This window comes from Pseudomonas sp. TMP9 (assembly GCF_037943105.1).
In the GTDB taxonomy this organism is placed as follows: Bacteria; Pseudomonadota; Gammaproteobacteria; order Pseudomonadales; family Pseudomonadaceae; genus Aquipseudomonas.
This window is the reverse complement of the sequence record NZ_CP149803.1, coordinates 869,418-892,720: the sequence shown is the minus strand read 5'-3', so window position 1 is coordinate 892,720 and position 23,303 is coordinate 869,418. Positions and strand designations below refer to the sequence as shown.

Annotated in this window: 21 protein-coding genes and 1 tRNA gene; 10 read left to right on the top strand and 12 right to left on the bottom strand. The window is 57.2% G+C overall.

The features are described 5' to 3' along the window. The first annotated feature begins 66 nt into the window (after positions 1–66). From WF513_RS04265 to WF513_RS04220, 10 genes are all read left to right on the top strand, one after another. Positions 67–1,473 carry a polynucleotide adenylyltransferase PcnB gene (locus WF513_RS04265; protein ID WP_339081770.1) on the top strand — a complete coding sequence of 469 codons (1,407 nt, stop codon included), beginning with the start codon at positions 67–69 and terminating at the stop codon, positions 1,471–1,473. Continuing rightward, positions 1,470–1,970, top strand: a complete 501-nt coding sequence (folK, locus tag WF513_RS04260; RefSeq protein WP_339081768.1) for a 2-amino-4-hydroxy-6-hydroxymethyldihydropteridine diphosphokinase — start codon at positions 1,470–1,472, stop codon at positions 1,968–1,970. The genes WF513_RS04265 and folK overlap by 4 nt, the downstream gene beginning before the upstream one ends. 228 nt (positions 1,971–2,198) lie before the next feature. Continuing rightward, positions 2,199–2,999, top strand: a complete 801-nt coding sequence (panB, locus tag WF513_RS04255) for a 3-methyl-2-oxobutanoate hydroxymethyltransferase (protein ID WP_339081766.1) — start codon at positions 2,199–2,201, stop codon at positions 2,997–2,999. Further along, on the top strand, positions 2,996–3,856 hold the full coding sequence (gene panC, locus WF513_RS04250; RefSeq protein ID WP_339081764.1) for a pantoate--beta-alanine ligase: 861 nt from the start codon (positions 2,996–2,998) through the stop codon (positions 3,854–3,856). The genes panB and panC overlap by 4 nt, the downstream gene beginning before the upstream one ends. Before the next feature lie 164 nt (positions 3,857–4,020). After that, the gene (pgi, locus tag WF513_RS04245) at positions 4,021–5,685 is read left to right on the top strand and encodes a glucose-6-phosphate isomerase (protein WP_339083408.1); all 1,665 of its coding nucleotides are present in this window, start codon (positions 4,021–4,023) and stop codon (positions 5,683–5,685) included. A 214-nt stretch (positions 5,686–5,899) separates the two neighbouring features. Continuing rightward, positions 5,900–7,081, top strand: coding sequence for an acetyl-CoA C-acetyltransferase (locus WF513_RS04240; RefSeq protein ID WP_339081762.1), 1,182 nt, complete (start codon positions 5,900–5,902; stop codon positions 7,079–7,081). A gap of 199 nt (positions 7,082–7,280) precedes the next feature. Then, complete coding sequence (locus tag WF513_RS04235) at positions 7,281–8,297, top strand: class I SAM-dependent methyltransferase (protein WP_339081760.1); 1,017 nt, start codon at positions 7,281–7,283, stop codon at positions 8,295–8,297. Positions 8,298–8,397: 100 nt separating this feature from the next. Beyond that, on the top strand, positions 8,398–11,382 hold the full coding sequence (locus WF513_RS04230; RefSeq protein ID WP_339081758.1) for a DUF748 domain-containing protein: 2,985 nt from the start codon (positions 8,398–8,400) through the stop codon (positions 11,380–11,382). 5 nt (positions 11,383–11,387) lie between these two features. Next, positions 11,388–11,690 (top strand): DUF2845 domain-containing protein, encoded by a 303-nt coding sequence (locus WF513_RS04225; RefSeq protein ID WP_339081756.1) that lies wholly within the window; start codon positions 11,388–11,390, stop codon positions 11,688–11,690. A 9-nt stretch (positions 11,691–11,699) separates the two neighbouring features. Beyond that, the gene (locus WF513_RS04220) at positions 11,700–11,999 is read left to right on the top strand and encodes a DUF2845 domain-containing protein (protein WP_339081755.1); all 300 of its coding nucleotides are present in this window, start codon (positions 11,700–11,702) and stop codon (positions 11,997–11,999) included. A 70-nt stretch (positions 12,000–12,069) separates the two neighbouring features. Here WF513_RS04220 and WF513_RS04215 read toward each other — a convergent pair whose 3' ends face one another. The 12 genes from WF513_RS04215 to tpiA form a co-directional block, all read right to left on the bottom strand. Continuing rightward, entirely contained in the window at positions 12,070–12,267 is a 198-nt protein-coding gene (locus tag WF513_RS04215) for a CsbD family protein (RefSeq protein ID WP_339081753.1), read from the bottom strand. Between the two features lie 63 nt (positions 12,268–12,330). After that, the gene (locus WF513_RS04210; RefSeq protein ID WP_339081751.1) at positions 12,331–12,696 is read right to left on the bottom strand and encodes a BON domain-containing protein; all 366 of its coding nucleotides are present in this window, start codon (positions 12,694–12,696) and stop codon (positions 12,331–12,333) included. Between the two features lie 303 nt (positions 12,697–12,999). After that, positions 13,000–15,105 (bottom strand): polyribonucleotide nucleotidyltransferase, encoded by a 2,106-nt coding sequence (gene pnp, locus WF513_RS04205; protein ID WP_339081749.1) that lies wholly within the window; start codon positions 15,103–15,105, stop codon positions 13,000–13,002. A gap of 211 nt (positions 15,106–15,316) precedes the next feature. Then, positions 15,317–15,586: a 30S ribosomal protein S15 gene (gene rpsO, locus WF513_RS04200; RefSeq protein ID WP_339081747.1), complete on the bottom strand. Its 270-nt coding sequence runs from the start codon at positions 15,584–15,586 to the stop codon at positions 15,317–15,319. 149 nt (positions 15,587–15,735) lie between these two features. After that, a complete protein-coding gene (gene truB / locus WF513_RS04195) occupies positions 15,736–16,653 on the bottom strand; it encodes a tRNA pseudouridine(55) synthase TruB (protein WP_339081745.1) in 918 nt (305 codons plus the stop codon). Positions 16,654–16,657: 4 nt separating this feature from the next. Beyond that, complete coding sequence (rbfA, locus tag WF513_RS04190; RefSeq protein WP_339081743.1) at positions 16,658–17,065, bottom strand: 30S ribosome-binding factor RbfA; 408 nt, start codon at positions 17,063–17,065, stop codon at positions 16,658–16,660. Positions 17,066–17,184: 119 nt separating this feature from the next. Beyond that, a complete protein-coding gene (gene infB, locus WF513_RS04185; protein WP_339081741.1) occupies positions 17,185–19,680 on the bottom strand; it encodes a translation initiation factor IF-2 in 2,496 nt (831 codons plus the stop codon). A 27-nt stretch (positions 19,681–19,707) separates the two neighbouring features. Beyond that, positions 19,708–21,189 (bottom strand): transcription termination factor NusA, encoded by a 1,482-nt coding sequence (nusA, locus tag WF513_RS04180; RefSeq protein WP_339081739.1) that lies wholly within the window; start codon positions 21,187–21,189, stop codon positions 19,708–19,710. Positions 21,190–21,257: 68 nt separating this feature from the next. Then, complete coding sequence (gene rimP, locus WF513_RS04175) at positions 21,258–21,719, bottom strand: ribosome maturation factor RimP (protein WP_339081737.1); 462 nt, start codon at positions 21,717–21,719, stop codon at positions 21,258–21,260. A gap of 301 nt (positions 21,720–22,020) precedes the next feature. Continuing rightward, a tRNA-Leu gene (locus WF513_RS04170) sits at positions 22,021–22,106 on the bottom strand. 32 nt (positions 22,107–22,138) lie between these two features. Beyond that, a complete protein-coding gene (gene secG, locus WF513_RS04165; protein WP_339081735.1) occupies positions 22,139–22,522 on the bottom strand; it encodes a preprotein translocase subunit SecG in 384 nt (127 codons plus the stop codon). A 4-nt stretch (positions 22,523–22,526) separates the two neighbouring features. Next, positions 22,527–23,282, bottom strand: a complete 756-nt coding sequence (tpiA, locus tag WF513_RS04160; RefSeq protein WP_339081732.1) for a triose-phosphate isomerase — start codon at positions 23,280–23,282, stop codon at positions 22,527–22,529. Between the last annotated feature and the right edge of the window lie 21 nt (positions 23,283–23,303).

The window sequence follows — 23,303 nt, the reverse complement described above, 5'->3', positions numbered from 1 at the left end:
AAAATCTGCGGCATTCCTGCGGCCGGCTTATACTCTGGCCAGTCATTTAGTCAAACAGTGCCTCCCATGCTGAAAAAGCTGTTCAAGTCTTTCCGTACCCCCGTCCGCCTTGGCAAACACTCGCCCAGCACACCTGAAGTGCTGAGCAGCAGCCAACACCCCATCGAGCGCGGTGAAATCAGCCGCTACGCCACCAGCATAGTGGAGCGCCTGCAACAAGCTGGCTACCAGGCTTATCTGGTCGGCGGGTGTGTGCGCGATCTGCTTCTGGATATAGACCCCAAAGATTTCGACGTGGCCACCAGCGCTACACCGGAGCAGGTGCGAGCCGAATTTCGAAACGCTCGGGTCATTGGTCGACGCTTCAAACTCGTTCATGTGCATTTTGGCCGTGAAATTATCGAAGTCGCCACCTTCCGCGCCAATCACCCTGAGGGTGATGAGGAAGAAAACAACAACCTGTCGTCACGCAACGAAAGCGGCCGAATCTTGCGCGATAACGTTTATGGCAGCTTGGAAGACGACGCCCAGCGCCGTGACTTCACCATAAATGCGCTGTATTACGACCCCAGCACTGAGCGCATTCTCGATTACGCCAACGGCGTGCATGACATCCGTAATCACCTGATCCGCTTGATTGGCGATCCCACCCAGCGCTACCAGGAAGACCCGGTGCGCATGCTGCGTGCGGTGCGCTTTGCTGCCAAGCTGGATTTCGACATCGAAAAACACAGCGCCGCGCCAATTTATAAACTGGCGCCACTGCTCGGCGGTATCCCCGCTGCGCGCTTGTTCGATGAAGTGCTTAAACTGTTTCTCGCCGGTTATGCGGTGTACACCTACGAGCTGCTGGTTGATTACGGCCTGTTCGGCCAGCTGTTTCCGGCCAGCGCTGAAGCGCTGAAGCTCAACCCGGACTACACCGATCAGCTGATCCGTAATGCCTTAGACAGCACCGACCTGCGCATTCAACAAGGCAAGACGGTGACGCCGGCCTTCCTCCTCGCCGCGCTGTTGTGGCCAGCCCTGCCTGCTCGGGTGATCAAACTGCAGGATCGCGGCATGCCGCCGATCCCGGCCATGCAGGAAGCTGCGCACGAGCTCATCAGCGAACAGTGCCAGCGCATCGCTGTGCCCAAGCGTTTCACCATGCCGATCCGTGAAATCTGGGATATGCAGGAACGCCTACCGCGGCGCAGTGGCAAACGCGCCGACACCCTGCTGGAAAATCCGCGTTTCCGTGCTGGATACGACTTCCTCTTATTGCGTGAAAGTGCTGGTGAGCAGACCGGCGGCCTCGGCGACTGGTGGACGCGTTATCAGGAAATCAGCGACAGCGAGCGGCGTAACATGATCCGCGACCTCAGCAGCAAGGACGACGGCCCTGGCGCGCCGCGTAAGCGCAAACGCAACAACAGCAAGCGCAAGCGCGGCCCCGTCGGTGAAGACGCGAGCGCTTCGTCAGGGGAATGAGGGTGCGCGTCTATATCGGCTTGGGCAGCAACTTGTCCACGCCCACTGAGCAATTGCGTAATGCCCTTGCCGCCATCGCCGCGTTACCGCAAACCGCACTGATCGCCCAATCGTCCTTGTATATCAGCGACCCCTTGGGCCCGGCAGACCAGCCGCGTTATGTGAATGCGGTCGCCGCCCTGGATACTGACCTCAGCCCTCTTGCCTTGTTAGATGCGCTGCAAACCATCGAACAAGAGCAAGGTCGTACCCGCAAGGCCGAGCGCTGGGGGCCACGCACACTCGATCTGGATATCCTGCTGTTTGGTGCCTTGCAGGTTGATGAGCCGCGCCTAACCGTGCCGCATTACCATATGCATGCCCGCGCCTTTGTACTCTATCCGCTGGCAGAAATTGCTCCACACCTGCGTTTACCCGATGGCCGAGCGCTCACAGAACTGCTCAGCAACTGCCCATTTGCGGGGCTTGAGCGGCTGAATGAGACATCGTCAATTTGAGGGCAAAACTGTGCTTCGGTTAGCGCCGCCGTCACCTTGGCGCTGGTCCCGATCACGCCTGGTGGCGGTAACGCCCGTAACAAGCCGGTAACACCTGCAATTGACTTCGCGCGCCCCCATCTGGACTATAGGCGTCCCGTTGCCCCGCACCGGTGCAATTTGCGGCCAATGCAGGCCCATTCGTAGCAGCACAACTGCAGACTGAACGCCTGAGTGAGGACAGTTTTCATGCCTGATGTAACCCTGACCACCCTGCAAAGCCTCAAGCAGAGCGGCGAAAAAATTGCCATGCTGACCTGCTATGACGCTACCTTCGCGCGCACAGCCTGCCAGGCGGGTGTCGATGTGCTGTTGGTGGGCGACTCCCTTGGCATGGTCTTGCAAGGCCATGACAGCACGCTACCGGTAACGGTCGCGGACATGGCCTATCACACCGCCAGCGTCAAACAGGGCAACCAGGGCGCGCTGATTCTCGCCGACCTGCCGTTTATGGCCTACGCCACCAGTGAACAAACGCTGAATAACTGCGCCGCGCTGATGCGTGCCGGTGCGCATATGGTCAAGCTGGAAGGTGCCGCTTGGCTGGCTGAGCCGATTCGTCAACTGGCCGAGCGCGGCGTGCCGGTGTGCGCGCACCTGGGTTTGACCCCACAAGCGGTGAATATTCTTGGCGGCTATAAGGTACAGGGTCGCCAAGAAGCGCAAGCCCGGCAGATGCGGGCCGACGCCATGGCACTGGAGCAGGCTGGCGCTGCCATGCTGTTACTCGAATGCGTACCCAGCGAGCTGGCCGCCGAGATCAGCCAAGCGGTTAAAATCCCTGTGATTGGTATTGGTGCAGGCTCAGCCACCGACGGCCAAGTACTGGTGTTGCATGACATGCTTGGGCTGTCGTTAAGTGGCCGCACCCCGAAGTTTGTGAAGAACTTTATGACCGGCCAAAGCAGCATCCAGCATGCCATCAGCGCCTACGTCAAAGCGGTAAAAGACCAAAGCTTCCCAGCAGCCGAGCACGGATTTTCTGCATGAACACAGTTAAAAGCGTGCGCGAGTTACGCGCCGCTATCGCCCAGGCTCGCGCCGAAGGCAAACAAATCGCCTTCGTCCCGACCATGGGTAATCTGCACGCAGGGCACGCCGCGCTGGTGAGCAAAGCCACGCAACGTGCTGATTTTGTAATTGCCAGTATTTTTGTTAACCCACTGCAGTTCGGCCCCAGTGAAGACCTCGGCAAATACCCACGCACCCTGCTTGCCGATCAGGAAAAACTGGTCGACGCCGGCTGCCACCTGCTGTTCACCCCGGACGTCGGGGAAATGTACCCCCACGGCATCGACGACCAGACCCGCGTCAGCGTACCCGGTGTGTCCGAAGGACTGTGCGGAGCCAGCCGGCCGGGACACTTCGAAGGCGTCGCCACGGTTGTAAGCAAGCTGTTCAATATGGTGCAACCGGACTTGGCGATTTTTGGCCAGAAAGACTTTCAGCAATTAGCCGTGATCCGCACCTTGGTGCGCGACCTGAATATGCCAATCCAAATCATCGGTGAGCCGACCGTGCGCGCGGAGGATGGTCTGGCGCTGTCTTCGCGCAACGGTTACTTAAGTAGCGAACAACTGAACGTAGCGCCGCTGCTGTACCGCAGCCTGGAAGAAATGGCCGCAGCGATTAGAGCGGGCGAACGTGACTACGCCAAACTGGTCAGCGCCGCGCAAGCGCAGCACAGTGCAGCCGGTTTTCGTCCTGATTATCTGGAAATACGCGAGTCTAACAGCCTACGCCCAGCAACGGATGATGACCGGCAGCTGGTGATTTTACTGGCCGCATTTATTGGCAGTACACGGCTGATCGACAACCTGGCCTTCGAGTTGGATATTCCAACCTGACAGCACGCAGTGTTCTTGGATTACAACGCAGTTCGGCACCTAGGTCGCTTTCAACGGTCTACAGGACGGGTTTATCACCCGCACCCGCCCGTTACACTCAAGGCCCGGATTGCTCCGGGCTTTTTTGCATGACTCGCCGCACCCAGAATAAGGAATACGCACCCATGGCCTACTACCAGCAGCCGCAAGATTTCACCCACCTGCCCGCTTGGCAGGCGCTGCACGCGCAACGCGAGCAGATGAACGACTTCAGCATGCGCGAGGCCTTTGCCAATGATCCGCAGCGCTTTAAGCGTTTCTCCCTGAACAGCTGCGGCTTGCTGCTGGATTACTCAAAGAACTTAATCGACGAAAAAACACTAGGGCTGCTGATGCAACTGGCTGAGCAAAGCCAGCTTCATGACTCGATACAGGCGTTATTCAACGGTGACCAGGTCAATGCCTCAGAAGGCCGCGCGGCACTGCACACAGCGTTACGCAGCCCGATTGGGCGCAAGGTAAAACTGGATGGCGTCGACCTGATTCCGCAGGTGCACCGCGTGCTGCATCAGATGACCGAGCTGGTCAGTCGCGTGCACAGTGGCCTGTGGCGCGGCTTCACCGATAAGCCCATCACCGAAGTGGTGAATATCGGCATCGGCGGCTCGTTCCTCGGCCCGCAGCTGGTCTCCGAAGCGCTGCGCCCGTTTACCCAGCGTGGCGTGCGCTGCCATTACCTGGCCAACATTGATGGCAGTGAGTTCCGCGAGCTGACTGCCCATCTAGACCCAGAAACCACGTTATTTATCGTCTCATCAAAGTCCTTCAGCACTCTGGAAACTTTGAAAAACGCCTTAGCAGCTCGCGACTGGTATCTAGCCTTAGGCGGTCCGGAAGCTGAGTTGCACAAGCACTTTATTGCAGTGACCAGCAACGCCAGCGCCGCCATCGAGTTCGGCATCAAAGCGGAAAATATCTTCCCGATGTGGGACTGGGTCGGCGGCCGTTACTCCTTATGGTCAGCCATTGGCTTACCCATCGCACTGGCCATCGGCATCTCCAATTTCAAGGAACTGCTGGCTGGCGCCTATGCCATGGATCAGCACTTCACCCAGGCGCCGCTGGCGGAAAACATGCCGGTACTGATGGCCTTGCTGGGCATCTGGTATGGCAATTTTTGGGGGGCAAAAAGCCAGGCGATCCTGCCTTACGATCACTACCTACGTAACTTCACCAAGCACCTGCAGCAACTGGACATGGAGTCCAACGGCAAGTCAGTGCGCCAAGACGGCAGCCCGGTGGACTTCAGTACCGGACCGGTGATCTGGGGCGGGGTCGGCTGCAACGGTCAGCATGCCTACCACCAGTTACTGCACCAGGGCACCGAGTTAATCCCGGCGGACTTTATTGTCCCGGTTAACAGCTTCAGCCCGCTGGCCGACCACCATCAGTGGCTGTTTGCCAACTGCCTGTCGCAAAGCCAGGCACTGATGCACGGTAAAACCCGCGATGAAGCCGAGAGTGAACTGCGTGCCAAGGGCCTGGACGAAGCCGAAGTGCAGCGCCTAGCGCAGCACAAGATGGTGCCCGGCAACCGCCCGAGCACGATCATTGCGCTCAACCGTGTCGACCCCTTTAGCCTGGGTGCGCTGGTGGCTTTGTATGAACACAAGGTGTTTGTACAGAGTGCGATCTGGGGCACTAATGCCTTTGATCAGTGGGGCGTTGAGCTGGGTAAAGAGCTGGGTAAGGGCGTCTATCAACGCTTAACCGGGCAACTGGAAACTCCGGCCAGCGACGCCTCGACCGAGGGGCTGATTCAGCACTTCCGCGACCGTCATCGCGGTTGAGCCTCAACACAACCAATGGCCCGGCATGCCTGCACCGGGCCAGCACTTCAACCAAGCACACGCCTGAGCAGGCCCTTCGCCCTGCATGAACTGATGCGTGAAGGCACCGGCCCAGTCGACTGATCCGTAAGCGGGCTGGCCGCGAGTAAAGCCGCTGTGCCACCATAGCGGCCCTTCGCGGCCTGCCGCACCCATCACTTATGAGGATCGCGTTATGCAAGACGTCGTCATCGTTGCCGCCACCCGCACCGCTATCGGCAGCTTCCAAGGCTCACTGGCGAATATTCCGGCACCGGAGTTAGGCGCTGCCGTCATCCGTCGGCTTTTAGAGCAAAGCGGCCTTGACGGTGCGCTGGTCGATGAAGTGATCCTCGGCCAGGTGCTGACCGCAGGCAGCGGGCAAAACCCCGCACGCCAAGCGGCCATCCTTGCTGGCTTGCCCCACGCAGTCCCCGCAATGACCTTGAACAAGGTGTGTGGCTCAGGCCTTAAAGCTCTGCATTTAGGCGCTCAAGCGATCCGCTGCGGCGACGCTGACGTGATCATCGCCGGCGGCATGGAGAACATGAGCTTGTCGCCTTACGTCATGCCCGGCGCCCGCACTGGCCTGCGCATGGGCCACGCTAAGCTAGTCGACACGATGATTACTGACGGCCTGTGGGATGCCTTCAATGATTACCACATGGGTATCACTGCGGAGAACTTGGTCGATAAATACGCCATCAGCCGTGAAGAGCAGGACACATTTGCCGCCGCCTCGCAGCAAAAAGCCTGCGCCGCCATCGAAGCCGGACGTTTTATCGATGAAATCACCCCAATCATGATCCCTCAGCGCAAAGGTGACCCGATTGCTTTTGCCACGGACGAGCAGCCACGTGCCGGCACCACAACCGAGTCTCTGGGTAAACTCAAGCCGGCGTTCAAGAAAGACGGCAGCGTGACCGCCGGCAACGCCTCTAGCCTTAATGATGGCGCCTCGGCGGTGCTGCTGATGAGCGCCGCCAAAGCGCACGCGCTAGGTCTGCCAGTGCTGGCAAAAATTGCCGGCTACGCCAACGCTGGTGTTGATCCCGCAATCATGGGCATTGGCCCAGTCGGCGCCACCCAGCGCTGCCTGGCCAAAGCCGGCTGGAGCATCGAACAACTCGACCTGATCGAAGCCAACGAAGCGTTTGCCGCGCAAGCGCTGGCGGTGGGTATAGAGCTGGGCTGGGATGCCAACAAGGTCAATGTTAACGGTGGCGCTATTGCCCTCGGCCACCCGATTGGCGGTTCCGGCAGCCGCGTGCTGGTGACCCTGCTGTATGAGATGATCAAACGCGATGCAAAAAAAGGCTTAGCCACACTGTGCATCGGTGGTGGTCAAGGCGTGGCGCTGGCCATTGAAAGGAGCTGATAAGTAGGGTGGATCACGCTTCACCGATCCACCGCTGTGGTGGATGTAAACAGCGACATCCACCCTACGCGATGAGGCTTTTGATCTTGTGGGAGGGGCTTTAGCTGCGCGCTTTAAAATCATAAGCATCGCGGCTAAAGCTCCTCCCCTAGAAAAGCGCAGTGGTAAACTGCGCCCCCCTTTATTTGAGCCACCGCGCATGCCCGCTCTCGATCAGGCGCTGCGCGCCGCCCTGAACAATCGCCACGATCTGCTGGTCGAACTGCATCAGCAAGGCACCGACTGCTATCGCCTGTTTCATGGCAGCCAAGAAGGCGCCAACGGCCTGACCATCGACCGTTACGGCCCACAGCTATTGGTGCAAACCTTTCACCAGCCGCTCAACCGCAATGAACTGCTGGCAGCCCATGAACTGATCTGTGCGCACCTTAACCAACCCTTAAGGCTGGTCTATAACGATCGTAGCCAAGGGAATTCACGCATCGACCGCAACGACCCAATCTACCCGGCCGAGCCAGCCGCGCTGGAGGACTTGGTTGGCCATGAGTGGGGCCTCAACTACCGCGTACGTGGCCGGCATGCCGGGCAAGACCCGCTGCTATTTCTTGATCTGCGCAACGCCCGCGGCTGGGTCAAACAACACAGCACCGGCAAGTCGGTGCTCAATCTGTTCGCCTACACCTGTGGTGTCGGCTTAAGTGCGGCAGCGGGTGGCGCCCGCGAAGTGCTCAACCTCGACTTTGCTGAAGGTAACCTCTCCGTTGGCAAAGAAAACGCCGAGCTCAACTCACAACTGGCGCCGATGGCGTTTTTGCAGGCCGATTACTTCGCCGCCATCCGCCAATTGGCTGGCTTACCCATCGTGGCGCGTAAACGGCAAAATCTGCCGAACTATCCGCGCCTGCAAGCGCGCCAATTTGATGTGGTATTTCTCGACCCACCCGCGTGGGCAAAGAGCGCCTTCGGCACCGTCGATTTGCTGCGTGATTACCAAAGCCTGCTTAAACCGGCGATCCTCACCACAGCTGAAAGTGGCGTGCTGATTTGCTGCAACAACCTAGCAAAAGTTGCCCTGGCTGACTGGCGCGAACAGGTGCTGCGCTGCGCGGAAAAACTCGGCAGGCCCGTTCGCGACTGTCAAGTGATGCCGCCGGCCGCCGATTTCCCCTCGAGCGATGGCCAGCCACCGCTGAAAACCCTGATCCTGCAGTTCTAAACACGCCGAGAAGCCGGACAAGAGTTCCGCCTCCGGCTGCGCGTCGCATTACCTGCGTGCCATACTCCAAGGCACTTCGGGTCGGGATAGATAACTTTTTATGCTTAAAGGAATAAAGCGCGCTGCCAGCGCCATCGCCATCGCATTTGCCCTCTACAGCCTGTTGGGTTTCTTGATCCTGCCAGGCATTGGTCTGCGCATCGTCAACCAGCAGCTGGCGCAGTACGCGCAAGTGCCCGCCACCCTGCAGCGCTTGCAACTCAACCCGCTCAGCTTGGAAGTCAGCCTGTGGGGCTTACACATTGGCGAAGCCGAACAGCAGCAGGTCGCCTTTGAGCGCCTGTACGCCAACATACAACTCGACAGTGTGTGGCGTGGCGTCCTGCACCTGAGCGATATTGCGTTAGATAAGCCGCACGGCGAGGTGCTGTTCGGTAAAGACGGCCGACTCAACCTGACTCAGCTGTTCAACCTGCCGGCCGATCCGCAGCCCGCCTCCGAACAACCTACCAGTGAGCCGTTTCCGCTGCGGATCGACAGGATCAAACTAAGTGGCGGCAACGTGCACTTTGAAGACCTGCGCCCCAGCGAGCCGATCACCTTCACCTATGATGATCTTAATTTTGAACTGCTGAATCTCAGCACCTTGCCAGACGATAAGGCGGACATGAGCTTGGTCGCCATTAGCCCCACAGGCGGACGCATCGACTGGACCGGCAGCATCAGCTTGGTGCCCATCAGCTCCAACGGCAGCCTGAAAGTCACCAATAGCAAGTTGCAAGCCTTCTGGCCTTACGTGCGCGATGCGGTGCCGCTGGTGCTGCAAGATGGCAGCGTCAACCTCAGCACCGATTACGCCCTGAACCTGGCCAAAGGCACCGAACTGCTGCTCACCAATACCCAGCTCAGCGTGCGCAACTTCGCCATAAAAAGCCCAACGGACAAACCGCTGCTGCGCTTAACGCGCCTAGACCTCAGCGAAACCAGCGTCGACCTGGCCAAGCAGCGCGTTATCGTCGGCAAGATTCGCAGCCAGCAACTGGAAACCTGGGCAGCGCGTGAAGCTGACGGCCAGCTCGATTGGCAACAATTACTCGCCAGCCAGCCGTCCAAACCAGCTCCAGCAACCGCTGTAAGCCAAGCAGGCGTAACTTCTGCCACAACAACCGCGGCAGCGCCGGGCGAGGCAACCACTGCTGAGCAGTCCGCTGATCTGCAAGCAGCCAATGCTGGCCAACCAGAAGCGCCCGGCAAACCTTGGCAGGTGATATTAAGGGATGTGCAATTGCGCGATTATCAGGTGCATCTGGCCGATCGCACAGGCGCTGCTGAAGTCAAAATCGAGCTCGCACCGCTCAACCTAGACCTCAGCGACTTTGACAGCATGGGCACCGCACCCTTCGCTATTAGGCTCGACACCGGGGTCAACAAAACCGGAACAATCAAGGCCGAAGGCCAAGTGCAATTATCCCCAACCACTGCAAAACTTCAGGTTGCCACCCGTGATATCGACCTACGCTTGGCACAGACCTACCTAAGCCCCTTTGTGCGTTTGGAACTGCGCAGCGGTAAATTGGCCAGTGATTTGGCAGTGGATCTGCAGAGCGTCGACCCCCTGACCCTGAGCATTAGCGGGCAGGCTGAGGTTAACCAACTGCACACCCTAGACACCCTTAAGAACCGCGACTTTCTCAAATGGCAGCAAGTGCGCGTGCAAGGCATCGATTACCAACACGGCAAAGGCCTAGTGATCGGGCAGGTAAAGCTGCAGCAGCCCTATGCGCGCTTTGTCATTAACGAAGACTTGACCACCAATATCAACGAGCTTTTGGTGCCGCAGCCGGTAAGTGCCGAGCCCAGTAAAACGCCTGCCGAAAAACCGCTGCCTGTCCGCATCGGTGGTATCAGCATTAATAACGGCTCGGCTAACTTCGCTGATTTCAGTTTGCGGCCTAATTTCGCCACCGCCATCGGCCAGCTCAATGGTCAGATCGGCACCTTAGATAACCAAAGCGTGAAGGCCGCCAGCATCGATATCACCGGCAAGGTGGATAAGTACGCACCCGTTAGCATCAAAGGCCAACTCACCCCGTTTGACCCGCTGAACAGCCTAGACATCACCACCAGTTTTAAGAATGTCGAGCTGACCACACTGACGCCCTACTCCGGCAAGTTCGCCGGCTTTCGCATCCGTAAAGGCCGGCTCAATCTCGACCTGCATTACCAGATCGAAAAAGGCCAACTCAACGCCGAAAACACCGTGCTGCTAGAAGACCTGCAACTGGGCGAAAAAGTCGACAGCAAAGACGCCATGGACCTGCCAATCCGCTTGGCCGTAGCGTTGCTCAAGGACACCCAAGGCAATATCCAGATTCGGCTACCGGTGCAGGGCAACCTCAACAGCCCGCAGTTCAGCGTGATGCCCATCGTCTGGCAAACCCTGCGTAATCTGGTCTTGCGTGCGGCGCAAGCCCCGTTCAAGTTTATTGGTGGCCTGGTCAGTGGCGGCAGCGACGTAGACCTCAGTACCGTGCGCTTCACTGCCGGGGACAGCCAACTCGATGGCGCGGCGCAAAGCGCCTTGGATACCTTGGCCAGCGCCCTCAAGGAACGCCCGACTCTGCGCTTAGAGATCGAAGGCATGAGCGCCCTAAGCAGTGATGGTCAGCCATTAGCTACCATGCGGCTGGAACGTGAATACCAAACTACATGGTTAAAAATACTGCAACGCCGTGGCGACGACGTACCGGCCGATGCCAGTGAATTGATGGTCGATGAGGACGACAAAGCGGTGTTGCTCGAAGGCATATACCGCGCCCGCCTTAAGCAGCAACCGCCTGCAGAGTGGGCCGAATTAGCGGATGAGGCGCGCAGCGCGAAACTGCGCGACGCCGTGCTGCAATCTTGGGCGCAAAGCCAACTGCTGCAACGTCAGCTAGCCCAAGCACGCGCCGCAGAAATAAAGAGCTATTTGGTTGAGCGTGGCGGCCTTAGCGACGAACGTATCTACCTGTTGGATGTCAACAGTGTGCAGGCCGACGCCGATGGCCGCGTGGCCACCACCCTGCACCTCGGTAGCGATTAAGGCAGATGTCGATGCGCGCTCTTCCCATAGCCCTAATACTCTTAATGACCAGCGCGGCGTCCTTGGCGCACGCTGAGACTTTGCGCTGCGGCAGCCAATTAGTCAGCCTGGATGACCGCCGCTTTGAAGTACTGCGCAAATGCGGCGAACCGGTATACCGCGACTTGGTTGGTTACTCAATCGGCCCCCATGAACGGCGCGAATACCAGATTGAGGAATGGGTTTACGGGCCTGATAACGGCATGCTGAGCATTCTCACTTTCGAAGGCACGCGTTTGCGCGCCATCGAACGACGTCGCAGCCGCTAGGACAATCTGATGAAAAAAATAGTGTGCAGCCTGCTATGTGTTTTGCCATTGGCAGCGCATGCCTCGTCAACCCTGCGCTGTAACAGCGGATTGGTAAGCGTGAGTGACTCGACCCGCGTCGTCAGCAGCAAATGCGGCGAACCGATTAGCCGCGAGTTTGTAGGCTACCGAGAAGTGCTGGATGAGTATGGTTTTTACAATGAAGTCGCCGTGGAAGAATGGGCCTATGGGCCGCGCAACGGCATGTACCAATTCCTGCGTTTTGAAGGCAACCGCCTGATCAAAATCGAGAGTAAGCGCGGCAGGTAATGCGTCATCTTTTACAGCGCCCATAAAAACGCCCCGCAGGGTTTTGCTGCGGGGCGTTTTTACCAACGGGTTACAGCTTACTGCTGAACTCGCGCAGCTCGTCCTGAGCTTTTTCTTTGCTCCAACCGTAACGTTCTTGCAGCTTGCCGGCCAAGTACTCGCTGTGGCCCTCGACTACGTCCAAGTCGTCATCGGTCAGGTTGCCCCAACGCTCCTTGATACGGCCATTGAGTTGCTTCCACTTACCTTTAATAACGTCAGAATTCATTGATCAATCCTCAAAATAATAATGGCGGCAGGCTCTTGTGTGGGCTCGCCCAAGCTCACACATCTACTCCGCCGTTTTCAAAGCTTCAGCGGCTACAGCAGTAACGCCTTTGATTTCTTTGGTCTTAGCTACAGCTAGATCTCGCTCAGCATCAGTGGCAACAACACCCGACAAGGTCACGACACCTTTGTTGGTTTCAACCTTAATGTCGATACCACTCAAGTTACTGTCCGCCAGGAAGGTCGACTTAACCTTGCTGGTGATCCACGTATCGCTGGCCACCTCTTCTGCGTCGTCCATCGTTTCGCTAGCGGCCAACATCGTTGGCTGGACCACTTCATTGGCGGCCAGCACCGGCCCAGCTAACAGCAGGCCTAACGCGGTAGCAGTCAAAGTGGTTACGGCAAAATGCTTAATTGGCTTCTTCATAAGTAATGCCTCCTGCATACACGGAATAATCTGCAAGCCGTCTTAAGCTGCAGTCTCCCCAGTACTGTCGCAAGGGCTGTGCCAAGCTTTTATAAATATATTTAGCTATATATATCAATTAGATAGCATAAAGCTTGGGTTGCTCTGATCGTGCAATCTGCATGTTAGGGTAAACGCCCCAAGGCATATTGCACGACAGCCACAAAGGCTGACGTGGCGTGAGCCAACCACAACAGCGCAATGGCTTTGCACAGGCGAAAAAAAGGACCCCGAAGGGCCCTTTCTGACTGCAGGACTTAGGTGTTAAACACCCGAGGCCTTGGCAGCCGCTACGTCTTTAATCGACAGCTTGATACGGCCGCGGTTGTCCACGTCCAGTACCAGTACTTCAACTTCCTGACCTTCTTTGAGAATGTCGGTAACTTTCTCAACGCGCGCATCGCTCAACATGGAGATGTGCACCAGGCCGTCTTTGCCCGGCAGGATATTGACGAAGGCGCCGAAGTCGACAATACGCTCAACCTTGCCGACATAGATTTTGCCGATCTCAGCTTCTGCGGTGATACCCAGAACGCGCTGACGCGCAGCCTCGGCTGCTTCCTTGGTTTCGCCGAAGATCTTGATGGTGCCGTCGTCTTCGATGTCGATCGAGGCTTTTGTCTCTTCACAGATCGCGCGGATGGTTGCACCACCTTTTCCGATCACGTCGCGGATCTTGTCTTGATCAATCTTCATCGCGATCATGGTTGGGGCGTTAGCCGACAACTCAGTGCGCGAGGTGGCAATGATCTTGTTCATCTGACCGAGAATATTCAGGCGTGCTTCTAGGGCCTGATTCAGGGCGATTTCCATGATCTCTTCGGTGATGCCCTGGATCTTGATGTCCATCTGCAGCGCGGTGACGCCATTGGCGGTACCGGCTACTTTGAAGTCCATGTCGCCGAGGTGATCTTCGTCGCCCAGAATGTCGGTCAGAACGGCGAACTTATCGCCTTCTTTAACCAGACCCATCGCAATACCGGCAACCGGGGCCTTCATCGGCACACCCGCGTCCATCAGGGCCAAGGAAGCGCCGCACACGGACGCCATCGACGACGAACCGTTGGACTCGGTGATTTCCGACACTACACGAATGGTGTACGGGAACACATCAGCGGCCGGCAGCATGGCTGCGATGGAGCGACGGGCCAAGCGGCCATGACCGATTTCGCGGCGGCCAGTGGCGCCCATGCGACCACACTCACCGACCGAGTACGGCGGGAAGTTGTAGTGCAGCATGAAGGGGTCTTTACGCTCGCCTTCGAGGGTATCAAGCAGCTGGGCGTCACGAGCGGTGCCGAGGGTAGCCACCACCAACGCCTGGGTTTCGCCACGGGTGAACAGTGCCGAACCGTGAGTTTTAGCCAGTACACCGACTTCGATGTTTAGGCCGCGCACAGTGCGGGTGTCACGGCCATCAATACGCGGCTTACCATTAACAATGTTCTCGCGCACGGTGCGGTATTCGATTTCGCCGAAGATATCTTTAACTTCGCCGGCACTTGGCTGGCCTTCTTCGCCAGAAAACTTGGCGACAACCTGATTGCGCAGCTCACCCAGACGGGCATAACGCTCGTGCTTGATGATGATGGTGTAGGCCTGGGAGATCGCATCGCCAAACTCGCCACGGATAGCGTTGAGCAAGGTGGTGTTTTCAGGCTTAGCGGACCAATCCCACGTTGGCTTAGCCGCTTCGGCAGCCAGCTCGGCGATGGCGTCGATAACCACTTGGAATTCGTCGTGGGCGAACAGTACAGCGCCCAGCATCTGGTCTTCGGTCAGCTCTTTGGCTTCGGATTCAACCATCAGCACGGCGTCTTTAGTACCGGCTACAACCATGTCCAGGCTGGACGCCTTGAGCTGCTCGTAGCTGGGGTTCAGCAGGTAGCCGGTTTCCGGGTGGAAGGCTACGCGCGCAGCACCGATTGGGCCGTTGAATGGGATACCAGAAATTGCCAGCGCAGCCGAAGTACCGATCATCGCAGCGATGTCCGGATCGGTCTTCTTGCTGGTGGAGATTACGGTGCAGACAACCTGTACTTCGTTCTGGAAACCTTCTGGGAACAACGGACGGATCGGACGATCGATCAGGCGCGAGGTCAGGGTTTCTTTCTCGCTCGGACGCGCTTCACGCTTGAAGAAACCGCCGGGGATCTTGCCGGCTGCGTAGGTTTTTTCTACGTAATGCACGGACAGCGGGAAAAAGCCTTTGCTTGGGTCAGCCGTCTTAGCGCCGGTGACGGCAACCAACACTGCAACGTCGTCGTCAACGGTGACCAGCACTGCGCCGGAGGCTTGACGGGCGATACGGCCAGTCTCGAGGGTGACGGTCGATTGACCGAACTGGAACTTCTTAATTACCGGGTTCACGGTGTTTTCCTTCTCTTTATTGCCTTTGGGGAAAGCGTTTCTTGCGATCGTTTTATCACGATTAAGTGAAAAAACGGGTCTTGCAGAATGTGTGGGCGGTGACGGGTATCGGACCCGCTAGCGTCCAAAACAGCTACAGCACAAAAGCAAAAGCTGGAAGCAGGGCTCACCCCACTTCCAGCTTCGGCAGTCAGCGGCGCATAAGCATTGCTTAGCGACGCAGACCCAGGCGACCGATCAGGGCGCTGTAACGGCTGGCGTCCTTACGTTTCAGGTAATCCAGCAGCTTACGACGCTGGTTAACCATGCGGATCAGGCCACGACGCGAGTGGTGGTCTTTACCGTTGATTTTGAAGTGACCTTGCAGCTTGTTGATATTGGCGGTCAGCAGTGCAACTTGCACTTCCGGGCTACCAGTGTCGCCTTCAGCCTGCTTATAGTCGTTGACGATTTGCGCTTTTTCTTCGACGTTGAGTGCCATGTGGGCAATTCTCTCAGTTAGGCAACTGCCGAAACAGTCGCAATAGGCCGGGAATAACTTCCCGTGTTTTTAAGTGAGGTATGACCGCGCCTATTAACAGCCACCCTCTGCACGCAGACCTGAGCCAAAACTCAGTCCCTACGCTACGGTCATACTGACCGAATCAAACGACGCGGCGCAATGCGCCCGTCTTCGCTCACTTCACCGATACCGATAAAGCGACCATTGTGATCTTGCACCCGCACCATGCCGAACTTTGGTCCATCCGCAGCGCGTACTGGCTGCCCTTGCAACCAATAAAACGAGCTGTGTTCAGAAAACTGCAACAGCGGCCAGTGTTGTAAGCCGCTGTCTGACGGCAACAAAAATTGATCCACCGCCTCATTACCGCCTTCAGCATGCACACGCTCCAGCTCTTCGAGCGTTACGGTGCGGCTTAAATCGAAGGGGCCGGCCTTAGTTCTGCGCAGTTCTGCAACATGAGCGCCGCAACCGAGCAAATGGCCAATGTCTTCGACTAGCGTGCGGATGTAGGTGCCTTTGCTGCAATCGACTGCTAAGCACGCCTGCTCCGCCTCACAGCCCAATAATTCTAGGCGCGCAATAGTAACAGAACGCGGCTCGCGCTCCACTACTTCACCCGCGCGCGCCAACTTGTAAAGCGGCTGACCGTCACGTTTGAGCGCCGAGTACATGGGCGGTATCTGGCTTATTGGACCACGAAACTGCGGCAACACAGCCTCAATCTCGGCGCGACCAACGGTTACCGGACGACGTTCAAGCACCTCACCCTCACCGTCTGCCGTGGTGGTGGTCACGCCCAGCTGCATAGTGGTTTCGTAGCCTTTGTCGGCATCCAGTAAGTACTGGGAAAACTTAGTAGCCTCACCGAAGCACAGCGGTAATACGCCGGTGGCCAAAGGGTCGAGACTACCGGTGTGGCCAGCTTTTTCCGCATTTAGCAACCAGCGCACCTTCTGCAAAGCGGCGTTGGAACTAAAGCCCTTGGGCTTATCCAGCAAGATGATGCCATCGACGGCACGGCGAATACGTTTTACCTGGGCCACGCGCTTACTCCTTGGCCTCAGTTGATTCTTCATCGTGCTGGCGGTCTTCGCTGACGGCACGCTCGATCAATGCGGACAGCTGCGCGCCACGAATCACGCTCTCATCGTAATGAAAACGAAGGTTCGGCACACTGCGCAGCTTCATTGCCTTTCCCAACTGCATGCGCAAGAAACCGCTGGCATCGTTGAGCACCTTGATGCTCTGCACAACTGGATCAACACCCTCTTCAGGCTCACCGCCCATGATGGTGACGAACACCTTGGCGTGGCTTGAATCGCGACTGACTTCCACAGCCGTTACAGTTACCAGACCGCCAAGACGCGGGTCTTTGATTTCCATACGGATTAACTGCGCCAGTTCGCGCTGTATCTGGTCGCCGATGCGCTGAGCCCGGCTAAATTGTTTGGCCATTTTTACTACCTTCACTCGTCACGCCGCTTAAAAAAGCAGCGGACCTAAAAGCGGCAAACGCCCGGCCGCGCAAAAGCGGGACCGGGCGTTGCGCGTTGCGACTCGCACCTACCTGATGATTACAGGCTGCGAGCCACTTGGACTTTCTCGAACACTTCGATCTTGTCGCCGACTTTAACGTCGTTGTAGCTCTTCACGCCGATACCGCACTCCATGCCATTACGCACTTCGGCCGCATCGTCTTTAAAGCGACGCAGAGATTCCAGCTCACCTTCGAAGATCACCACATCGTCGCGCAGTACGCGGATCGGACGGTTACGGTGAACCGTACCCTCGACCACCATACAACCAGCGATCGCACCGAACTTCGGCGAACGGAACACGTCACGCACTTCGGCGATACCTAGAATGTTCTCGCGAACATCGCTGCCGAGCATGCCGGTGAGGGCTTTCTTGACGTCTTCGATGATGTCGTAGATCACGTTGTAGTAACGCATATCCAGACCTTCCTGCTCGACGATCTTGCGCGCGCCAGCATCGGCACGCACGTTGAAGCCGAACAGTACAGCGTTGGAGGCCAGTGCCAGGTTGGCATCGGATTCGGTGATACCACCGACGCCACCACCGACCACACGCACTTGCACTTCATCGTTACCCAGGCCGCCGAGCGAGCCTTGCAGTGCTTCCAACGAACCACGGACATCGGATTTGAGGACGATGTTAAGCGTCTTCTTCTCTTCCTGACCCATGTTCTCGAAGATGTTTTCCAGCTTGCCGGCGTGAGCACGGGCCAGTTTCACTTCGCGGAACTTGCCTTGACGGAACAGCGCGACTTCACGGGCTTTCTTCTCGTCAGCCAGCACGCTCATGTCGTCACCAGCTTCCGGCGTACCGTCCAGGCCGAGAATCTCGACAGGGATCGACGGGCCAGCTTCTTTAATGGCCTTGCCGTTTTCATCGAGCATTGCACGGATGCGACCGTAGTTGGAACCGATCAACACCATGTCGCCTTGGCGCAGGGTGCCGTCTTGAACCAGCACGGTAGCCACTGGGCCACGGCCTTTATCAAGGCGTGATTCAACCACCACACCGCGACCTGGAGCCGACGGCGTTGCTTTCAGCTCAAGAACTTCGGCTTGCAGCAGCACGGCTTCGAGCAGGTCATCGACACCGGTACCGGCTTTTGCCGATACGGAGACGAACGGTGTATCACCGCCCCACTCTTCCGAGGTCACGCCGTGCACCGACAGTTCGCTGCGGATGCGGTCAAGATCAGCGCCTGGCTTATCGATTTTGTTCACTGCAACCACCAGCGGCACGCCAGCAGCTTTCGCGTGCTGAACGGCTTCGATGGTCTGCGGCATCACGCCATCGTCTGCTGCAACCACCAGGATCACGATGTCAGTGGCCTTGGCACCACGGGCACGCATGGCGGTAAACGCGGCGTGACCTGGGGTGTCGAGGAAGGTGACCATGCCGCGTTCGGTTTCTACGTGGTAAGCACCGATATGCTGGGTAATACCGCCAGCTTCGCCCGCAGCCACTTTGGCGCGACGGATATAGTCGAGCAGCGAGGTTTTACCGTGGTCAACGTGGCCCATTACGGTCACAACCGGTGCACGGGAGAACGACTCACCCTCAAACTTCAGAGACTCGGCCAGGGAATCTTCCAGGGCATTGTCGCTAACCAGCTTGACCTTGTGGCCCAACTCTTCGGCGATCAACTGGGCAGTTTCCTGATCCAGCACCTGGTTGATGGTCACTGGAGTGCCCATCTTGAACATGAACTTGATGACTTCAGCCGCTTTAACCGACATCTGATTGGCGAGATCGCCAACAGTGATGGTTTCGCCAATAGCTACGTCACGAATCACCGGCCCAGTTGGGCTCTGGAAGCCGTGAGCATTACGCTTCTTCAGTTTACCTTTGCCACGACCGCCGCGACGGAAGCTATCGCTTTCCTCGTCGGTGGTACGCGGAGCAACGCGTGGAGCCGGAGCCTTTTCTTTGGCCGTCGGACGATGCTGTGTGGTCTTGCGCTCGCCACCACGACGATCGGCATCATCATTGCGCGCCTTATCAGGACGACGCGGCTCATCTTTCTTACGCTCATCGGCAGCAGGGGCGGCCACAACTGGCAACTCAACCACTGCAGCAGGAGCGGTTTGAACTGCCGCCTCGCCAGCCGCTGGTGCGGTAACAGGTGCCTGAGTATTTTCTGCCGCGCGACGCTTGGCTTCTTCTTCAGTTTTAGCCCGCGCAGCGTCAGCTACAGCGCGCTGCTCAGCTTGCTCGCGCTGCTTTTCAGCTTCGATTTCTTCAGCGCTGCGCTTAACGAAGGTCTTTTTCTTGCGCACTTCAACGCTGATGGTCTTGCTACCGGCAGCCCGCAGGGTGCTAGTAGTTTTACGCTGCAAGGTAATCTTGCGCGGCTCTTCTGTTTTGCTGTCGCCGTGACTGCTCTTGAGGTGGGCCAATAAGGCCTGCTTCTCGCTGTCAGTGACCGCTTGCTCAGCACTGCTGTGCGGCAAACCCGCCTCACGCATTTGCTGCAGCAGGCGTTCGACCGGCGTGTTGACCACTTGGGCCAGTTCTTTAACCGTGACTTGCGTCATGTATTTCTCTCCTCAGGCCGCAACTGCTTACTCGAACCAATGGGCTCGGGCGGCCATGATCAACTTGCCGGCTCGCTCAGCGTCGATACCGTCGATGTCGAGCAGGTCATCTATAGACTGCTCGGCCAGGTCTTCGCGGGTAACTACGCCGCGCACTGCCAGTTCATGCGCAAGCGCCTTGTCCATCCCCTCAAGCGAGAGCAGGTCTTCGGCTGGGTGGGCATCTGCCAGCTTTTCCTCGTTAGCGATGGCTTTAGTCAGCAAGCGATCTTTGGCACGGGCGCGGAGCTCGTTGACGATATCCTCGTCAAAGCCATCAATGCTGAGCATTTCTTCCATCGGTACGTAGGCAATTTCTTCAAGGCTGGTGAAGCCCTCTTCGACCAACACCTGGGCCAGCTCTTCGTCGACTTCCAACTCTTCAACGAAACGCTGCAGGATGTCGCCTGTTTCCGCCTGCTGCTTGGCCTGAATGTCCGCCTCGGTCATCACGTTCAGGGTCCAGCCAGTCAACTGACTGGCCAACCGTACGTTCTGACCGCCACGGCCAATGGCCTGAGCAAGGTTGTCTGCGCCAACGGCGATATCCATAGCATGGGCATCTTCGTCAACAATAATGGCGGCTACTTCGGCAGGCGACATGGCATTGATCACGAACTGCGCAGGATTGTCATCCCACAGCACGATGTCGACACGCTCACCCGCCAACTCACCAGAAACGGCTTGCACACGCGAACCGCGCATACCGATACAGGCGCCCTGTGGGTCGATGCGCTTATCTTTGGAACGCACGGCCAATTTGGCGCGCGAGCCAGGATCACGGGCGGCACCCATGACCTCGATCAGCTCTTCAGCAATTTCTGGCACTTCGATGCGGAACAGTTCAATCAGCATTTCCGGCGCAGTACGCGACAGAATCAGCTGAGGACCGCGGTTCTCGGTGCGAATTTCCTTTAGCAGCGCACGCAAACGCACGCCGACACGGAAAGTTTCACGCGAAATGATGTCTTCGCGAGCCAGCATGGCCTCAGCGTTGTTACCCAGATCAACGATTACGCTGTCACGGGTGACCTTCTTCACGGTGCCTGAGATGATTTCACCCAGACGCTCGCGATAAGCCTCAACCACCTGAGCACGCTCAGCCTCGCGGACTTTCTGCACAATCACTTGCTTAGCGGTTTGCGCGGCAATACGACCGAATTCGATGGAATCGATCTTCTCTTCCAACACGTCGCCGACTTTGCCGTTCGCTTCAACAGCACGCGGCATATCAGTGGTGACCTGGTGTGCAGGATCATCAAAATCGCTTTCTTCCACCACCGTCCAGCAGCGGAACGTTTCGTAGTTACCAGTCTGGCGATTGATCGCCACACGCAACTCGACTTCATCTTCAAAACGCTTTTTGGTAGCCGTGGCCAACGCCAGCTCCAACGCTTCGAAAATCACAGTAGCCGGCACGCCCTTTTCATTGGAAACCGACTCAACAACCAGCAGTACTTCTTTGCTCATCGTACGCCTCGCCTTTCACAATCCATTGGATCCTGCGCTATCCACGCAGCTTTCGCGGGATTCGCGTCTCAATCAAACCTGGGGATAACGTTGGCCTTGTCGATCATGTCGATCGGCAACAGGAATTCGTGGTCATCCACCTGCACCACCACGTCCTGCTCTTCCACACCGCGCAGAAGGCCTTGGAAATTGCGTCGACCTTCAAAGGGCGAGCGCAGCTTGATCTTCACTTGCTCGCCGGCATGAGCGGCGAACTGTTCAATGCTGAACAGTGGCCGATCCATGCCTGGTGAGGACACCTCAAGGGTGTACTCGGCGCTGATTGGGTCCTCGACATCGAGCACACCGCTGATTTGCCGACTGACAATTTCACAGTCTTCAATCAGCACGCCGTCAGGCTGCTTATCAATATAAATTCGCAGCAGAGAATGCCGCCCTTGTGACAGGAACTCGACACCCCAACATTGATAGCCAAGAGCCTCGACTACCGGGGCCACCAAGGCCTGCAACTGTTCTAGCTTGCTCGACACCTGAACCCCTCGCGCATGCTGTAAAAATAAAAAATGGGCAAGACGCCCATCATCGAACCGCCCTTCAAAGGCCGGTAAAGCTGTCACCCAGCTAGCAAAAAGCCCCTTAGAAAGGGGCTCCTCTGCAACTCAATGCGGGGGCTGGTGTAACCCAACCATCTTCGGATTTACATCCGAGGAGCGACCTTGCTGCTCAATCCCACATCAAAGCTGGTGCCGGATTATACGACCGAACCTGAACCAGGGTCAATCGGTGCTCCAGCAACAAAAAGGCCCGCATCAAGCGGGCCTTCCTGAAAATTGGTACCGAGAAGGGGACTCGAACCCCTACAGCCTATGGCCACTACCACCTCAAGGTAGCGTGTCTACCAATTCCACCACCTCGGCAAAATCATTTATTGCGTGCTACTTGCTACTTATTACTGCTGCTCAGGAGCCTGAGGTACGTCCGCCGCTTCGGTAGCCGGCTTAGCTGCATCAAGAACAGGTATATCTTCAACAGCTGGCTTAGCCTGTTGTACTTCCAAGACTGCCGGATCAGGCAAACCAACCTGAGCCATGCCATCAGCTTTGTCTTTAGCAAAGAACGCTAAACCCAAGCTAGTCATGAAAAAAGCGGTGGCAAGTATAGCAGTAACTCGACTCAGAAAGGTAGTGGTACCTTGGCTACCGAAAACGGTAGTTGAGGCGCCACCGCCAAACGAGGCGCCCGCATCTGCACCCTTACCCTGCTGCAACAGAACCAGCACAACGATGCCGATAGCACCCAGCAGATGAAGAACAACGATAACTGTTTCCAGCATTTTCTCAGCTTCCTGCGGCGCGACAGATCGCACCGAACTCATCCGCATTCAGAGAGGCTCCACCAACAAGCCCTCCATCTATATCCGGCATACCGAACAACTCGGCTGCACTGGCGGCCTTGACACTGCCACCATAAAGAATTCTCGTCTTGCCAGCCAACTCAGGGCTTTGCAGCGCTAGCTGCCCGCGAATCGCGGCATGTACATACTGTGCCTGCTCAGGCGATGCCGTAAGGCCGGTGCCTATGGCCCATACAGGCTCGTAAGCGATGATTGCAGTTGCAAACACCTCAACACCCAGCGTATCGATTACTGCAGATATCTGCGCAGCCACCACTTCAAGCGTACGCCCCGCCTCACGCTCAGCCAGGCTTTCACCTACACAAAACACCACATGCAAACCTGAGGACTGCGCCGCGGCAAACTTACGGGTTATGACCTCATCACCCTCGCCCAGCAATGAACGACGCTCAGAGTGACCCACTAACACCAACGAACAACCCGCATCATGCAGCTGACTTGCAGCCACTTCGCCTGTTAGGGCGCCTTCCAGCGGCTGGACCGCACAATCCTGCGCTCCCATCGCAATTGCCTTGCCTAGGAAGCCATCAACAACTTGACCTAGATGCAAGAACGAGGGGAAAACCGCGACATCCACATCGGCAGGCAATGCCTGATTATTAAGACCGTTGATCAGCTCTGCGACGCTGGCGCGGGTACCGTGCATTTTCCAGTTACCAGCAACCATTGGGCGACGCATGCTTTACCTCGTCGGTCAAAG

Coding starts and splice junctions, on each gene's coding strand:
- WF513_RS04265 (WP_339081770.1), top strand. CDS start 67: ATGCTGAAAAAGCTGTTCAAGTCTTTCCGTACCCCCGTCCGCCTTGGC.
- folK (WP_339081768.1), top strand. CDS start 1,470: ATGAGGGTGCGCGTCTATATCGGCTTGGGCAGCAACTTGTCCACGCCC.
- panB (WP_339081766.1), top strand. CDS start 2,199: ATGCCTGATGTAACCCTGACCACCCTGCAAAGCCTCAAGCAGAGCGGC.
- panC (WP_339081764.1), top strand. CDS start 2,996: ATGAACACAGTTAAAAGCGTGCGCGAGTTACGCGCCGCTATCGCCCAG.
- pgi (WP_339083408.1), top strand. CDS start 4,021: ATGGCCTACTACCAGCAGCCGCAAGATTTCACCCACCTGCCCGCTTGG.
- WF513_RS04240 (WP_339081762.1), top strand. CDS start 5,900: ATGCAAGACGTCGTCATCGTTGCCGCCACCCGCACCGCTATCGGCAGC.
- WF513_RS04235 (WP_339081760.1), top strand. CDS start 7,281: ATGCCCGCTCTCGATCAGGCGCTGCGCGCCGCCCTGAACAATCGCCAC.
- WF513_RS04230 (WP_339081758.1), top strand. CDS start 8,398: ATGCTTAAAGGAATAAAGCGCGCTGCCAGCGCCATCGCCATCGCATTT.
- WF513_RS04225 (WP_339081756.1), top strand. CDS start 11,388: ATGTCGATGCGCGCTCTTCCCATAGCCCTAATACTCTTAATGACCAGC.
- WF513_RS04220 (WP_339081755.1), top strand. CDS start 11,700: ATGAAAAAAATAGTGTGCAGCCTGCTATGTGTTTTGCCATTGGCAGCG.
- WF513_RS04215 (WP_339081753.1), bottom strand. CDS start 12,267: ATGAATTCTGACGTTATTAAAGGTAAGTGGAAGCAACTCAATGGCCGT.
- WF513_RS04210 (WP_339081751.1), bottom strand. CDS start 12,696: ATGAAGAAGCCAATTAAGCATTTTGCCGTAACCACTTTGACTGCTACC.
- rpsO (WP_339081747.1), bottom strand. CDS start 15,586: ATGGCACTCAACGTCGAAGAAAAAGCGCAAATCGTCAACGACTATAAG.
- rbfA (WP_339081743.1), bottom strand. CDS start 17,065: ATGGCCAAACAATTTAGCCGGGCTCAGCGCATCGGCGACCAGATACAG.
- infB (WP_339081741.1), bottom strand. CDS start 19,680: ATGACGCAAGTCACGGTTAAAGAACTGGCCCAAGTGGTCAACACGCCG.
- nusA (WP_339081739.1), bottom strand. CDS start 21,189: ATGAGCAAAGAAGTACTGCTGGTTGTTGAGTCGGTTTCCAATGAAAAG.
- secG (WP_339081735.1), bottom strand. CDS start 22,522: ATGCTGGAAACAGTTATCGTTGTTCTTCATCTGCTGGGTGCTATCGGC.
- tpiA (WP_339081732.1), bottom strand. CDS start 23,282: ATGCGTCGCCCAATGGTTGCTGGTAACTGGAAAATGCACGGTACCCGC.